Raw genomic sequence first — 15,133 nt, 5'->3', positions numbered from 1 at the left:
TCAACTCATTACTAATTCAACGGATAACTTTTTTAAATAATAATGGAAGAAAAAAAATTAGACTTTAATTCGATCATCGGTTTTGTATTGATATTCGGAATTTTGATTTGGATTATGTATCAAAATCAGCCTTCTGAAAAGGAAATTGCTGCTGAAAAAGCCAAGAAAGAATTAGTTGCTAAACAAGAAGCACAAGCAAAAGCAGATAAAGCTAAAACTGCGACATTACCAGCTGCGGCTGTAACTCCTGGAGATACAGTTCAATTGGCTCAATTGCAAAAAACTTTAGGAGGATTTGCTTATTCTGCAACACTTCCTTCTGCAAAAGAAGCTTTTACTACAATCGAAAATGAAAAGTTAAGATTGAAAATCGCTAATAAAGGTGGTTATATTGTTGAAGCAACTCTAAAAGAATTCGAAAGATTTAAAAAAGGTTCTGGACAATTAGTTGAGTTGATTAAAAACAACAACTCAAATTTAAATTTACAGCTTCTTACTACAGACAATAGAACATTAAATTCTAAAGATTTGTATTTTGAGCCAACATTAGAAAAAATTGGTGCAGACCAAGTTTTGTCTATGCGTTTGAAAGCTGGAGCAAATGAATTTTTAGAATATAAATATATTTTAAAACCAAACGATTATTTGGTTGGTTTTGATATTCGTTCACAAGGCTTGAACAGAGTTTTAAACTCTGCTAAACCAGTTGATTTACAATGGGATTTAAAAACATACAGAAACGAAAAAAGTGTTTCTTATGAAAACCGTTTTGCTCAGGTTGATTTCAAATACGAAGAATCAAAATACAATAATGTAAGTTCACACGGTCAAGGTAAAGAAGAAACACCTACAAAAGTTAGCTATGTAGCTTTTAAACAGCACTTCTTTGCTACAATTTTATCTACTGAAAAACCATTTGAAACATCAAAATTACAATCTGACGATTTAGTTAAAGATGAAAAAATTGATACTGTTTTCACAAAACAGTTTAGAGCGAATTTGCCTTTAGCGTTTACAAATGGCGAGATCGATTACAAAATGAATTTGTACATGGGTCCTGTAGATTACAAAACTTTAAAAGCTTACGATAAAAATTTCGATAAAATTATTCCATTAGGTTGGGGAATTTTCGGATGGATTAATAAATTCATTTTCGTTCCGTTATTTGGATTCTTAAGTACCACAATGGGACTTTCTTTAGGAATTGCAATTATCATTTTTACGATTATTATCAAATTGGCCATGTCGCCAATTACGTATAAGTCGTTTTTGTCTCAGGCAAAAATGAAAGTTTTAAGACCTGATATTGCAGAGTTGGGAGAGAAATTCAAAAAAGACCCAATGAAGAAACAACAGGAAACAATGAAATTGTACAACAAAGCGGGCGTAAACCCAATGGCAGGATGTATCCCGGCATTGATTCAGCTTCCTTTTATGTATGCATCGTTCCAGTTTTTCCCTGCAGCTTTTGAATTGAGACAAAAAAGTTTCCTTTGGGCAGACGATTTATCTTCTTTTGACTCAGTTATAAAATTGCCATTTAACATTCCAATGTACGGAGATCATATTAGTTTGTTTCCAATTTTGGCAGCAATCGCAATTTTCTTCTACATGAAAATGACTTCTGGAGACCAACAAATGGCTGCTCCTCAGCAAGAAGGTATGCCAGATATGGCAAAAATGATGAAAATCATGATTTATGTTTCGCCATTAATGATGTTAATTTTCTTCAATAGCTACGGTGCTGGATTGAGTTTGTACAACTTTATTTCGAACTTAATTACAATCGGAATTATGTTTGTAATCAAGAATTATATTGTTGACAGCGAGAAAATTCACGCTCAGATTCAAGAAAACAAATTGAAAGAGCCTAAAAAGCCAAGTAAGTTTCAGCAGCGTCTTCAAGAAGTGATGGAACAGCAAGAAGCAGCAAAAGCTCAGAATAAGAAAAAGAAATAATTTCTAAATAAAAAAATCTCGATTTATCGGGATTTTTTTATACCATTATACTTTATAATTAAGATTTTCGTTAAGCTTAAAAAATAGAATTTACACATGATCTCAAAAAAAATCATATTTGGATTAGTATTCCTAACGGCATTAGTTTCAAATGCGCAAACAGACATTAATAAAGTTGACGCAGCAGGAAAAAAAGACGGACTTTGGAAGGGCACTTATGTTGAATCTAAACGTCCGCGCTATGAAGGAACTTTTGACCACGGAAAAGAAACAGGTGTTTTTAAATTTTTTGATGATACGAAAAAAGGAGATGTTCTGGCTACAAGAGATTTTAGCGCCAATGATGGAAGTTCGTACACTATTTTTTATGATCAGAATAAAAATAAAGTAAGTGAAGGAAAAGAGATCGGAAAAGCTCGTGAAGGTGAATGGAAATATTACCATAAAGCGTCTAAAGTTCTTATGACAGTTGAGAACTATAAAAACGGGAAATTAGAAGGCAAGAGAACTATTTATTATCCAAATGCTCAAATTGCTGAAGAGATGACCTATAAAAATGGTTTAAAAGAAGGGCCATATAAAAAAATCGGGCAGGACGGAACGCTATTGGAAGAATCATACTTTAAAAATGATCAATATAATGGAGATGCGGTTTTCTATGATTCAGATAAATCAGTTGCTTCTAAAGGCAAATTTGTAAATGGTAAAAAAGCTGGAATGTGGCAGTTTTATGCTAAAGGAAAATTGGTAAAGGAACTTAATATGAGCGATCCTAAAAACGCAAACAAAGCGTCTGAAAAAGGAGAAAAGAAAAAATAATCGAAGGCTGTCTGTAAAGACGGCCTTTTTTATGCCCAAATAAAAATTAGTGCAGCTGAGTGAAATTCGTGGCAAACTATTTTTTAAATTTGATTTCACTAACACACTAACTAAATGGATTTAAGCGAGCTTTTAGGACGATTTTTACTGTTGTTTTTCTCGATTTTAGTTTTGTATTTTTTCTCCAATAGAAAAGATAACGCAACCATAAATCCGTTGATGGTTATTGTTGGACTTTGTACTTTTTCGCTTTGTTATCTTTTTACCAAAATAGAAATCGGAGTAGGCATTGGTTTTGGTCTTTTTGCCATCTTTTCAATCCTCCGATTTAGAACACAATCTTTCACGGTAAATGCCATAATCTTTCTTTTTGCAACTATTACATTGTCTATTTTAGATATTATGTATCCTTTTGAAAAGATGGAATTGCTGTTATTCTTTCAAATAAGCATTATAGGATTCTATATTGCCGCTTCAATTATAGTGAATAAAAAAGCTTCAAAATACCTGAATTCTGTCGATGTCAAAATTCCGCTTGACGAAAACTTTTCTTTAAATTCAGAAGTCATTCGGAAATCTATTCAAGAGAAAATTAAAATTCAAGATTTTGATTTTAGAATTGTTTTAATCAACGCGGCAAGCAATGAAATTGACGTATTGGTTTTCTATTAACTTCCTTATTATTAAGTTTTGGTTTTGTCTGGCTGAGCGAAGTCGAAGCCTTTTTTACGTAAACCGAGCCTTCGACTTCGCTCAGGATGACAATTGCTTTTAAACAAGGACAAATTAATCAAACAGCTTATTCGTTAAATGGCCGAACCTGTTTGATGTATAAATCTCTTTTTTCGCCCACAATCTTAAACTCAATATCTACAGGATGAAATTGGTTTTTACGCCAATAGCGATACATTTTACTTTCAATTTTCTTGCTGACATCATACAGATTACTCATTTCTTTTCGACTCAATAAAGGTTCATTATCGTTCAGATTTGAGTTAGAAGTATAATCGATATCAAAATCGGTTTCGTCTTTTCCATCATTAAAATGATAGGCGACAAACTGCTCGCAGATTTCACCTTTTTCGGGTTTTACAACCGAGTTTTCTCCTTTTTGAACATTGACTGTAATGCCTGGGAAATTCGCTCTAAATATATTTTTAGTGATGATTACGCCATTAGCCAATTCATCAGGAAAAGAGCGATGAACCAAAACTCCCATTGCAATATTTTGCTGGTCAATTCCGAAAAGTTCCCTTTCGTTGTACGAAGCTTCATTCCAAACGCTTGCCCAAACCTGTTTAATTGCCTTTTCAAAAGTCTTGATGCTGTCGCCTAAAATTCCAGTTTTAGAATCGTACAATCCAGCGCCATTAAAATCGTCCAAATCTTCGGCATTGGTGGAAGAACGAAATCTGAAATTTTTGAATTTGGCATTTTTGAAAGTTTCGTTGAGTTTGGCTATTAAAGTAGGATCGACATTTTCTTTTTTTATTGCGTCTCTAATTTTCTTTAATTGCTTATTAATCCAAACCGTTGAATCTTTATGCGGATTTGCCAACAGTTCTGCTATCAAAGGTGAAATTGAAGCTTTTTGAATATGTTTCGTATAATAATAAAATGGAATCGCATGTGCATTTTCTGGAGTTCGAAACGGAATCTCTTTTGAAATCGCAATCAGATACGCCATGTTTTGCGCCTTCGAACCAATGTAATTTACTCCTTTTTTGGGAATTGTTGCTAAAGAGACTAATTCGGTTACCGAACTGTCAATCGTTAGTTTTTTCTTTTTACCGATAGATTTTACTGGAATTTTTTTAGTGGTTTCTTTGATGAAAAAAGTATCGACTTCGATTTTTAATTCTACTTTTTTAGAAAGTAGTTTTTTAATATTGTTGTCTTTTTCAATATCGGTATAAGCCATAATCGGAATCTTTCTGTTTTTTCCTAAAAGAACCAAATGACTTAAAGGAGTCTGAAGCTCATTCACAATAATTCCTCTTACGTTTGGAAGAATATCTGGTGTTCCGTCCAAAATAATAATTTCATCAGCATCTGGTTTTATGCTTTCTAATTCTTTGATTTTGTATTTTTTTAGAATTCCGATATTGCTGCCGCGTACGACTTCCTGATATTTTAATTCGCCAAAAATATAATCAGATTTCACACACGGAATTTTAAATTTCTCTCGCTGAAACCAATTCATCATCTCGGGATTATTCAGATAAAATTTCAGTTTTTCGCCAATAAACGTTGATTTTTTGACCATATTAAAAAAACGCTCAATTAATGAAATCGGCATGTGATCGGATGCAGCGAGTTCAAAAATCCATTTGTCTGTTCCTTTAATGTGATTTAAATTTCCCAGAAGGAAATCTCTATTTTTTTCGGTGTCGCTGTAATTTTCATTGTTGAATACTTCAAGATCTTGGCTGTAGCCTAAATAATTGACTACAAAATCATAATGAAGCGGAATAAGACTGCTGTTGAAATAATACATTTTCTGTTTTCGAAGATCGTAAATCACTTTTACCGATTCGATATTCGAAAATTTATCAGACAAAGGTTTTCCTCTAAACGCTTTGTAAGCTTCATAATTTGCTAGAGAAGCGCTAAAACGCTGTGCGCTAAGAGTCGTAAGGACAAAAAGGAAAATCAAGCTATAAATATGTTTTTTCATGCTATCAAAATGTATGATTAAAAGTACTTAAAAAAGCAATAAGTTTTATCTACTGCGGGATTACTTAAAGTAATGCAAACCATTGCAAGATTTTCTACTATTTGGCGTACCTTTGCAACCTTAAAAATTAAACATTTTAAAATGAAACGAGTAGTTGTTGGACTTTCAGGTGGAGTAGATTCTAGTGTTGCAGCTTATTTATTGCAACAGCAAGGATACGAAGTTATTGGCCTTTTTATGAAAAATTGGCATGATGATTCGGTTACTATTTCTAATGAATGTCCGTGGCTTGAAGACAGTAACGATGCTTTGCTTGTTGCTGAAAAACTGGGTATACCGTTTCAAACTGTTGATTTGAGCGAAGAATACAAAGAAAAAATCGTGGACTACATGTTTAACGAATACGAAAAAGGAAGAACTCCAAACCCTGACGTGCTTTGTAATCGCGAAATCAAATTTGATGTGTTTATGAAAATCGCTTTGAGTCTTGGTGCAGATTATGTAGCAACCGGACATTACTGCCAAAAAAGCGAAATTGAAGTTGACGGAAAACCAGTTTATCAATTAGTTGCTGGAGTTGACAACAATAAAGATCAATCTTATTTTTTATGCCAATTGTCGCAAGAGCAGTTGTCTAAAGCTTTGTTCCCAATTGGTGCTTTAACAAAACCTGAAGTTCGTGAAATCGCGGCTGAAATGGAATTGGTTACAGCTGAAAAGAAAGATTCTCAAGGTTTGTGCTTTATTGGAAAAGTGCGTCTTCCAGAATTTTTACAACAAAAATTACAACCTAAAGAAGGTAAAATTGTTCAGATGGATAAAAACGATCCGATTTATAATGCTGAAAAATCAGAAGGACTTTCTTTAGAAGAACAATTAAAATTAGAATCTAAAAAGTTAGAATATCTGCCAACAATGGGAAAAGTGGTTGGAAAACACCAAGGCGCTCATTATTTTACCGTTGGACAAAGAAAAGGTCTAAATGTAGGCGGAACAACAGATCCGTTATTTGTAATCGCTACAGACGTAGAAACGAATACTATTTATACAGGTTTATCGAGCCAGCATCCTGGTTTGTTTAAAAAAGCCCTTTTTGTAGGGAAATCTGAAGTACACTGGATTAGAGAAGATATGACGCTAAAAGCAGGTGAGAAAATGGAAGTGATGGCGAGAATTCGTTACCGTCAGCCTTTGCAAAAAGCCGTTTTATATCAGTTTGAAGACGGAATGTATGTAGAGTTTGAAGAACCTCAGTCTGCTATTACAGAAGGACAATTTGTTGCTTGGTATTTAGAAAATGAATTAGTTGGTTCGGGAGTAATTTCTTAGCTTTATACTTTAATTGGGAGTAATCCTATAAAGTGTAAACTGATGAAATATAACTTTACTTTTCTTTTATTACTTCTTTCGTTTGCGGTATTTGCACAAGAAGATGCATGGGTTTATTTTAATGGAAAACCCAATGCACAAGCTTTTTATGATAATCCGTTAACAGAACTTTCTCAAAAAGCTTTAGATCGAAGAACCAATCAGAATATTGCATTGGATGTTACCGATGCTCCTTTGGAAACTTCTTTTGTAAATCAGATTAAAGCGAGTACAGGAATCACAGTAATGGCGCAATCTAAATGGCTGAATGCACTTCATATTCGTGGAAGTCAAGCCAATATCAATGCTTTAAAAGGATTGACTTTTGTGACAAAAGTAGAGTTTGCAGACAGAACTTTAAATTCTAGCTCAAAAACCGCTTCTACGGCAAAACCAAGTCAAGTTGCTGATAAGCTGGAAACGGCTGTTGATTATTCTTATGGCAATTCGGCCAATCAAATCCAAATGCTAAACGGTCAGGTTTTGCATCAGCAGAATTATACAGGAGCAGGAAAAACGATCGCTGTTTTAGACGCCGGTTTTCCAGGAGTTGATACAGCTCAGCCATTTGAGAATCTTAGAAATAATAATAAAATTCTTGGAGGTTACGATTATACAACCCGAAGCACTAATTTTTATGCAGGAGGCGATCATGGTACAAAAGTGCTTTCTACAATGGGAGGTTACAAAGAAAATGCTCTTGTAGGAACAGCTCCAAATGCTTCTTATTACCTATTTATTACCGAAATTGTCGCGACCGAAAATCCTGTAGAAGAATCGTTTTGGGTAGAAGCTGCTGAAAAAGCAGATGCTTTGGGCGTGGATATTATTACAACTTCTTTAGGATATTTTCTTGATCGAACGGAACCAAGATACAATCATGTTTACAGCGAGATGAACGGGACGACTACTTTTATTTCCCGCGGTGCAGAGATAGCGTTCCATAAAGGAATATTGGTTTTGGCTTCTGCCGGAAATGAAGGAACTCAACCAGAAAATCATATTGGTTCTCCAGCCGATGCTGTTTCGGTATTGGCAATTGGTTCTGTAAATGCTACAAAAACAAGATCGAGTTCTAGTTCTATCGGTCCAAGTTATGACGGAAGAATAAAACCCGATGTAATGGCGCAAGGCGTTTCTGCTGTAGTGGCGAATGCAAACGGAACTATTGGAACAGCGAGCGGAACTTCATTTTCATGTCCGATTATGGCAGGAATGGCAGCTTCGTTATGGCAGGCTTTTCCGTCCAAAACAAACAAAGAAATCAGACAGATGATTTTGGCTTCTGCCGACAGGTATGCTAATCCAGATAATAATTATGGATACGGAATTCCGAATTTTGGAGCTACATTAAGTGTGGACAGTTTTATAGCTGAAGCTTCGTTTGCAGTATATCCGAATCCAGCTAAAAATGAAGTTTCGTTTTCTTTTTTGAATGAAAACAACACGGCATCGGTGACTATTTATTCGATATTAGGACAAAAATTAATCGAAGAAAAAATCAATAATTCAAATCCAGTTCTTTCTTTGCAATCCCTTCAAAGCGGACTTTATGTTTATAGTTTTGATGCTGGTACTCTGCATAAAACAGGAAAGATAATCAAGCAATAAATTTTAATGAATAAAATCACGCAGCTTTTTAATATAAAATACCCAATCATTCAAGGCGGAATGATCTGGAATAGCGGTTACAAATTGGCTTCTGCAGTAAGTAATGCTGGAGGTTTAGGACTCATTGGTGCAGGTTCTATGTATCCAGAAGTTTTAAGAGAACACATTCAGAAATGCAAAAAAGCAACCGACAAACCTTTCGGTGTCAATATTCCGATGTTATATCCAAACATTGAAGAAATCATGAATATTGTGGTTGAGGAAGGAGTAAAAATTGTTTTTACTTCTGCAGGAAATCCGAAAACGTGGACGTCTTTTTTGAAAGAAAAAGGAATTACAGTAGTTCATGTGGTAAGCAGTAGTGTTTTTGCCTTAAAAGCGCAAGACGCTGGAGTAGATGCTGTTGTAGCTGAAGGTTTTGAAGCGGGCGGACACAACGGGCGTGAAGAAACGACTACTTTGACGCTAATTCCGATGGTTAAAGAAAAAATACAAATTCCTTTAATCGCTGCGGGTGGAATTGCCACAGGAAGAGGAATGTTGGCTGCAATGATTTTAGGAGCAGATGGTGTTCAGGTTGGAAGCCGTTTTGCCGCATCTGTAGAATCTTCTGCACACAATAATTTTAAAGATACGATAGTTAATACTAAAGAAGGCGGTACTCAATTGACATTGAAAGAATTGGCTCCAGTGAGATTGGTAAAAAACAAATTTTATCAAGATGTTCAAGACTTGTATCAAAAATGTCCTTCTAAAGAAGAATTAGTACAGCTTTTAGGGCGTGCGAGAGCCAAAAAAGGAATGTTTGAAGGTGATTTGGAGGAAGGCGAATTAGAGATCGGCCAAGTGGCAGGACTGATTCATGACATTTTACCAGTTGAAGAAATTGTTCAACAAATGATAGCCGAATTTGAAGTCGCATCCAAAGAAAAGACTACATTTGAGTTTTAATTGACGGCAAGAAATAATTTATGAATTCTATACGCACTTATATACTATTACTTTTTTTAGGATTTGGTCTTCAACAAGTTCAAAGTCAGTCCTATCATTTTAAGACTTCTGGCTTTAGCGTTCTAGAAAAAAACGAAAGAGGAAAATGGGGCGAGTGGTCGAATCTCGATTTGGTAAATCTTTCAGTCGTTTTAGATACCAATAAACATAGAATTGTAGTTTATTCTCAAGAAATCCAGCTTTTCAGTATTTTAGATTACATCGAAAGGGAAGAAAATGATACCGATATAACCTATTCTTTTTTGTGTAAAGACAACGACGGAAAAGAGTGCAAACTGTCAATCATCACCCGAAAAAAACAAGACTACCGCAAACAGCTTTATATCAATTATGACGATCATATAATTGTGTATAATATTTTTAATGTTTGATGTAAAGGTTCTGAGGTGCTAAGCTTCTAAGGTTCTGAGCTTCTAAGTTTTCAATCATAAACATATTTAAATATTAAACCCGACAAGTTTTTAAAACCTGTCGGGTTTGCTATATAAACTGAGAACCTTAAAGCCTTTGAGCCTTAGTTTCTTAGAACCTTAGTACCTCAGAGCCTTTAATTCTCCACATCCTTAATAAACTCATCATACTCTAAATAGAACATTTCCAGCGCGTGCATATTTTCGTTGAAAAAATCGAAAATAGTGTCCCAAGTATTTTTATTGCTAAAACCAACGCCTAGTTTTTCCACCCAAATTCGGCTGATGGTTTTGCCACTTTCAAGAGTATAATTTTTTTCAAAAACTAGATCTTTAATAAACTCTTCTTCTAGAATATTTTTTAAAGCTTCCAATTTTTCGAAGTAGGCAATACGTTTCTCATCGCTTCGGTGTTCAATGTCAATTAAAACCTGTGCCTTTTTATTGTCAACATAAAATTTAAAAGAGAAATCTTTGATTTTGGTATCATAAAGCACCCATTTACGAGGGTATTTTTCGGCAAATGCTACCCAAAATTCTCTTTTTATTCGTTGTGATTCTTCTCTGCTGTACATTTTTTTTTAGGCTTTAAGATTAGAAAACTTGCGGTACTGCGTTTTCTGGAGTATATTTATGTTTTATTTGAAAATACAAAAATAAGCTTTGATTATGAATTTTCAAGACTTTTTAAAATATGTTCCCAATATAATTCCAATCGAATTACCAGCAGTGACATCACACTTAAAAATGGCTCCCAAAGAGCGTATAGAGGGATTAAAAAATCTTGATATTGAAGGACTAAACGCTAGAATGGCGGGAGTAATGATGCTGTTTTATCCAAAACAGGAAAAAGCACATCTGGTTTTGATCGTTAGAAATGCTTATGATGGAGTCCATTCGGCTCAAATCGCATTTCCAGGAGGAAAGTATGAAAAGGAAGATTTAAATTTTGAAACCACAGCACTTAGAGAAACACATGAAGAAGTCGGAATTACAAGAGATAAAATAGAGATAATTAAGCATTTTTCGCCTATGTATATTCCGCCAAGCAATTTTTTGGTGCATCCGTTTTTGGGAATTGCCAAAGAAGAACTTTCTTTTTATCCCGATGTGCGAGAAGTAGCCGGAATTATAGAACTGCCTATTTCTGTTTTTTTAAATGATGATATCATTATCGATGCCAGATTATCAACTTCTTATGGAGCAAATATTTTGGTTCCTGCCTTTAATATTCAAAATCATGTGGTTTGGGGAGCCACAGCAATGATTTTAAGTGAATTGCGAGATGTGCTGAAAGCTGCAATCGCGAAATAAATTTAGTAAAGTTTAGTTAACGATTTGATATTCATCTGGATAACTGCAAATCGTAGAAATTGTGTAAAAGTGTTGCTAAAAGAATAATTTTTGTATGTTTGCGAACTCACAAAAAATAAGACAAATTAGTTATGGGATTGTTTAAGCGAAATCCTTTTGGGCATATATTATTCATCAAGAAATGGTTAATCCGAGTTCTTGGTGCGATGACTCATAAGAGATATAGAGGTTTTAATGAATTGCAGATTGAAGGATCTGAAATTATTAAAACGCTTCCAGACACTAATGTTTTGTTTATTTCCAATCACCAGACTTATTTTGCAGACGTTGTAGCTATGTTTCACGTCTTTAATGCCAGTTTATCAGGACGTCAGGATACCATTAAGAATATTGGTTATTTATGGCAACCAAAAATGAACATTTATTATGTTGCGGCCAAAGAAACGATGCAAGCGGGATTATTGCCAAGAATTTTAGCTTATGTTGGTGCTATTACAGTAGAGCGAACTTGGCGCGCTAAAGGTGTCGATGTTACCGAAAAACGAGATGTGAACCCAAATGATACCGAGAATATCAGAATTGCACTAGAAGATGGTTGGGTTATTACTTTTCCGCAAGGAACTACAAAATCGTTTAAACCAGTTCGTAAAGGAACTGCACATATCATTAAACAACACAAACCAATCGTTATTCCGATTGTAATTGATGGTTTCCGCCGCTCGTTTGACAAAAAAGGACTTCGACTAAAGAAAAAAGGAATTCTGCAATCTTTCATCATCAAAGAACCTCTTGATATTGATTATGAAAACGATACCATCGAGCAAATCGTAGAAAAAGTAGAATATGCAATCGAACAGCACCCTTCATTCTTAAAAGTTATTCCAGCTGAAGAAATAAAAGCGCAGGAAGAACTCAACAGATTGAGACAATGGGAGTATTAAAATTTTAGATTTCTGATTTTAGATTGTTTTGTTTTCTGGCCGGCTGCGTGAAATGTTTCAAGTTTCAGGTTTCAAGTTTAAAAAAAACTCTGCCCCTTTGCAACTCTGTCTCTTTGTTACTAAAAAAACTTAGTAGCTCAGTATCTTAGCACCTTAGAAGCTTAGATTAGAAATCAATCTTCTTCAACTCTTTATAATTCGCGTATAATCTGCGTAAAAGCGTTCCGTAGATAACTCTGTAAAAACACCAGAACAATCCGAAGAAGCCTAAGATTACAAGAAACAAAATACCGATTGTAACAAACATGGCTTTTCCGTTCATGGCCAGTTTGTTTCTAAGAAACTCCATATCCGGATTGTATACAAAAGCGATAAAAAAGCTTAAAATTGCTGTAATTACAATCATGCCTAAGTTATACCAAACATAATATTGAACCGTTTTACGAGTCTTTAAAATAGCGCTCATCAGCGATTTTGTGGCTATTGTGGTCGAAATTGTTTTGTAATTTTTATAAAAGATGTAAACAAAAATCAATACTACTATATAATTGAAATACGTTAGAAACTCTAAAGCAGTTACAATTTCAGGATGATTCATTTTATGCAATACATCGTCTGTATTGATGAATAAATTCGAAAATGTCCAGAAAGAAATTTCCAAAATGCTGATAATCAAAATCCATTTTACAATAGAAGATGATTTTTTGTGAATCATTTTGTAAATCTCCGTTTCAGAAATTTGTTGAAAAGAAGCAGCGCTCTTTTGCCAGTCTTTTTTTAGTAAATCCAGTTCTTTCATAATAATTTTTAAGGATTTAGTATTTTTTTAAGTTTCCCCTTAATTCTGTTCATTTTCACGCGCGCATTCACTTCGCTGATCCCTAGGGTTTCAGCTATTTCTTGATAATCTTTGTCTTCTAAATACATAAAAACTAATGCTTTTTCAATGTCATTCAATTGATAAACTGCTTTATACATCAGTTTAATCTGTTCTTCTTCTTCATAATTGTAGTCAACATCTTTTACAAAATGCTGATGATTTTCATAATCTACGGTCGAAATAGTTCTTTTGGTTTTTCGGTATAAGGTAATTGCTGTGTTTAAGGCAACACGATATGTCCAAGTCGAAAATTTACTGTCGCCTCTAAATTTTGGATAAGCCTTCCAAAGCTGAATGGTAATCTCTTGAAACAGATCTTTATGAGCATCTTCCCCAGCAGTATATAATCTACAAATCTTGTGGATTATATTCTGATTTGCCTGCAGCTGCGCAACAAATGACTGTTCTAGATTTTCGCTCATATAAGGATTAGTAGTTGTGAAATCATTTTTGTTACAGTTGGAAAACTTTTTTTATTGTAAAAAATTATAAATCTTTATCTCGATAATAATTAATCATCAGATCAATAAACTTACTGTAACTTTCCATTCCGTCTTTTTGATTGTTGGTTTTTAGGAAATTATCATACAAAAACTTAAAAAACGGTTCAGCAGGACTTTTATATTTTTTTCCGAAATCAACATCTTCTTGATAATTATTTAAAATGCCTTTATGAACAGATTTTATTAATTGCTTATAAATAGCCTCGTTTTTTTGGCGCCAGATACTTAAGCAATAACCAAGTGTAAGGGTATAACCAGAATATTTAAAATATAAGTTTTTGTTATTTGTCGTTGCCATAACTCCTATAAAATTACACTCGCTTTCGCTTGCAAAACCTATTTGGTGTGCCATTTCGTGACAGGTGGTAACAGGGAAATTGTATTTTGGCAATAAGTCGTTTACCTGAGCTTCATTGGTAAATGGATTTAAATAACCCCCAAATCCCATGTAGGATAAAGGAAGGCTAAAAAACGATTTTTTTACACTTAAAATTTTATATTCAAAAAATGGATATTGTTTCGCGAGATTTTGATATCCATTTAAATTCATCAGAAAAGCTTCTTTTTGAGAATACGGAAAAACAACTTTAGCACTATCGTTTTTTGTGATTTGAAACTGAACTTCATTTGTTTTTGCAATCAATCTTTTTGTAAAAGCCAAAAGATCAGCATCTGTATACTCTTTTTTGATTTCCATTTTTTGAAAAAGAGGTTCGCGATAATAATTGAAAGCCCAAAGCAAATGGAAGAAAAAGTAAAAAACTGAGATTTTACCTAAGATGGTTAAAAGATGATCTTTCCAATCTGTTCTCCAGGTTTTTCTAATTTTCCAAAACCAGCTAATAATAGAAATAAGTAAAAGGCCATAAATGATGTCGCCGACAGAAAAAGGAATTTTACCTAAAAGCGTTCTTGAAAAATGAGAAATTCTAATGAATAAATTCTTGCTGTAAAAGCCTTCAACAAAATCGGGAAAGTAGGGAAGGATTTTGTAAAAAATGATTTGGACAAGAAGAAATAGTGGGAGAATATATTTTTTTTTCACTCGGTTTACTTTTTTATAAAAATAATAATTAAATCGTACTTTGTTTTATTTTTTATAAATTTGTTGTACTATAAATAAGGAAAAAATGACACAAATCACGTTAAATATTCCAGATGAAGAATTGACTTTCTTTATGAAATTGATTGAGAAATTTAATTACGAAACTGTAATTAATGATTTTGCTGTGTCTGAAGAAATGAAAAATTTATTAGATCATCGTAGATCTAGTTCGAAAAAAGAAGATTTTATTCCTTGGACAGAAGCAAAAAAACAATTGGTTTTTAAATCTAAGAAATGATTTTTGAAGTTGTAATTGAACCAAGAGCAATTCTTGATATTCAGGATGCAATTGATTATTATGAATCTAAACAAAAAGATTTAGGAGATCATTTCTTTCAAGTGGTTAATGAGCATATTGAATTGCTAACTAAAAACCCTTATTTTCAAATACGATATAAAGATTATCATGGTTTGCCTATTAAAAAATTCCCGTTTATAATTTTTTACTTTATTGATGAAGAATTAAAAACGGTAAATATTTTATCAGTTTTTAATACATCCATGAGTCCATCAAAATATCCAAAATAATTCAAAC

The 15,133-nt window shown here is 33.6% G+C and carries 16 protein-coding genes; 11 read left to right on the top strand and 5 right to left on the bottom strand.

The genetic code is table 11. From position 1 onward, the window contains the following. Positions 1 to 42 precede the first annotated feature (42 nt). The 3 genes from yidC (at position 43) to ACWA1F_RS09145 (ending at position 3,450) form a co-directional block, all read left to right on the top strand. Positions 43 to 1,959: a membrane protein insertase YidC gene (gene yidC, locus ACWA1F_RS09155; protein WP_456893488.1), complete on the top strand. Its 1,917-nt coding sequence runs from the start codon at positions 43 to 45 to the stop codon at positions 1,957 to 1,959. Positions 1,960 to 2,055: 96 nt separating this feature from the next. Then, complete coding sequence (locus ACWA1F_RS09150; RefSeq protein WP_456893486.1) at positions 2,056 to 2,778, top strand: toxin-antitoxin system YwqK family antitoxin; 723 nt, start codon at positions 2,056 to 2,058, stop codon at positions 2,776 to 2,778. Positions 2,779 to 2,892: 114 nt separating this feature from the next. Further along, complete coding sequence (locus ACWA1F_RS09145; RefSeq protein ID WP_456893484.1) at positions 2,893 to 3,450, top strand: DUF4956 domain-containing protein; 558 nt, start codon at positions 2,893 to 2,895, stop codon at positions 3,448 to 3,450. Between the two features lie 127 nt (positions 3,451 to 3,577). Here ACWA1F_RS09145 and ACWA1F_RS09140 read toward each other — a convergent pair whose 3' ends face one another. After that, positions 3,578 to 5,455, bottom strand: coding sequence for a PEP/pyruvate-binding domain-containing protein (locus tag ACWA1F_RS09140; RefSeq protein WP_456893482.1), 1,878 nt, complete (start codon positions 5,453 to 5,455; stop codon positions 3,578 to 3,580). 141 nt (positions 5,456 to 5,596) lie between these two features. Between ACWA1F_RS09140 and mnmA the strand changes: the two genes are divergently transcribed. Genes mnmA through ACWA1F_RS09120 form a run of 4 tightly spaced genes read left to right on the top strand, consistent with a single transcriptional unit; the run spans position 5,597 to position 9,816 of the window. Further along, complete coding sequence (mnmA, locus tag ACWA1F_RS09135; RefSeq protein ID WP_456893481.1) at positions 5,597 to 6,784, top strand: tRNA 2-thiouridine(34) synthase MnmA; 1,188 nt, start codon at positions 5,597 to 5,599, stop codon at positions 6,782 to 6,784. Positions 6,785 to 6,826: 42 nt separating this feature from the next. Beyond that, entirely contained in the window at positions 6,827 to 8,434 is a 1,608-nt protein-coding gene (locus ACWA1F_RS09130) for a S8 family serine peptidase (RefSeq protein ID WP_456893479.1), read from the top strand. A 6-nt stretch (positions 8,435 to 8,440) separates the two neighbouring features. Then, entirely contained in the window at positions 8,441 to 9,385 is a 945-nt protein-coding gene (locus ACWA1F_RS09125; RefSeq protein WP_456893477.1) for an NAD(P)H-dependent flavin oxidoreductase, read from the top strand. A gap of 20 nt (positions 9,386 to 9,405) precedes the next feature. Further along, on the top strand, positions 9,406 to 9,816 hold the full coding sequence (locus ACWA1F_RS09120; RefSeq protein ID WP_456893475.1) for a hypothetical protein: 411 nt from the start codon (positions 9,406 to 9,408) through the stop codon (positions 9,814 to 9,816). 176 nt (positions 9,817 to 9,992) lie between these two features. On the opposite strand, the gene ACWA1F_RS09115 is transcribed toward ACWA1F_RS09120, so the two are convergent. After that, positions 9,993 to 10,430 carry a DUF4268 domain-containing protein gene (locus tag ACWA1F_RS09115; protein WP_456893473.1) on the bottom strand — a complete coding sequence of 146 codons (438 nt, stop codon included), beginning with the start codon at positions 10,428 to 10,430 and terminating at the stop codon, positions 9,993 to 9,995. A gap of 94 nt (positions 10,431 to 10,524) precedes the next feature. On the opposite strand from ACWA1F_RS09115, the gene ACWA1F_RS09110 reads away from it, so the two are divergent. Together ACWA1F_RS09110 and ACWA1F_RS09105 are read left to right on the top strand one after the other, a co-directional pair. Further along, positions 10,525 to 11,169: an NUDIX hydrolase gene (locus tag ACWA1F_RS09110; RefSeq protein WP_456893471.1), complete on the top strand. Its 645-nt coding sequence runs from the start codon at positions 10,525 to 10,527 to the stop codon at positions 11,167 to 11,169. A 131-nt stretch (positions 11,170 to 11,300) separates the two neighbouring features. Continuing rightward, positions 11,301 to 12,110: a lysophospholipid acyltransferase family protein gene (locus ACWA1F_RS09105; RefSeq protein ID WP_306156643.1), complete on the top strand. Its 810-nt coding sequence runs from the start codon at positions 11,301 to 11,303 to the stop codon at positions 12,108 to 12,110. A gap of 166 nt (positions 12,111 to 12,276) precedes the next feature. Here ACWA1F_RS09105 and ACWA1F_RS09100 read toward each other — a convergent pair whose 3' ends face one another. The 3 genes from ACWA1F_RS09100 to ACWA1F_RS09090 form a co-directional block, all read right to left on the bottom strand. After that, on the bottom strand, positions 12,277 to 12,909 hold the full coding sequence (locus ACWA1F_RS09100; protein WP_456893469.1) for a hypothetical protein: 633 nt from the start codon (positions 12,907 to 12,909) through the stop codon (positions 12,277 to 12,279). Between the two features lie 8 nt (positions 12,910 to 12,917). Continuing rightward, a complete protein-coding gene (locus ACWA1F_RS09095) occupies positions 12,918 to 13,412 on the bottom strand; it encodes an RNA polymerase sigma factor (protein ID WP_008462500.1) in 495 nt (164 codons plus the stop codon). Positions 13,413 to 13,476: 64 nt separating this feature from the next. Further along, a complete protein-coding gene (locus ACWA1F_RS09090) occupies positions 13,477 to 14,538 on the bottom strand; it encodes a DUF3810 domain-containing protein (RefSeq protein WP_456893466.1) in 1,062 nt (353 codons plus the stop codon). An 85-nt stretch (positions 14,539 to 14,623) separates the two neighbouring features. Between ACWA1F_RS09090 and ACWA1F_RS09085 the strand changes: the two genes are divergently transcribed. Next, positions 14,624 to 14,836: a hypothetical protein gene (locus tag ACWA1F_RS09085; protein ID WP_456893465.1), complete on the top strand. Its 213-nt coding sequence runs from the start codon at positions 14,624 to 14,626 to the stop codon at positions 14,834 to 14,836. Beyond that, a complete protein-coding gene (locus tag ACWA1F_RS09080) occupies positions 14,833 to 15,126 on the top strand; it encodes a type II toxin-antitoxin system RelE/ParE family toxin (RefSeq protein WP_456893463.1) in 294 nt (97 codons plus the stop codon). Before ACWA1F_RS09085 ends, ACWA1F_RS09080 begins: the two co-directional genes overlap by 4 nt. The last annotated feature ends 7 nt before the right edge of the window (positions 15,127 to 15,133 follow it).

The organism is Flavobacterium erigeronis (genome assembly GCF_054075165.1).
Note: the sequence above shows the minus strand (reverse complement) of the source record. Positions and strands in the feature narration are given on the sequence as shown.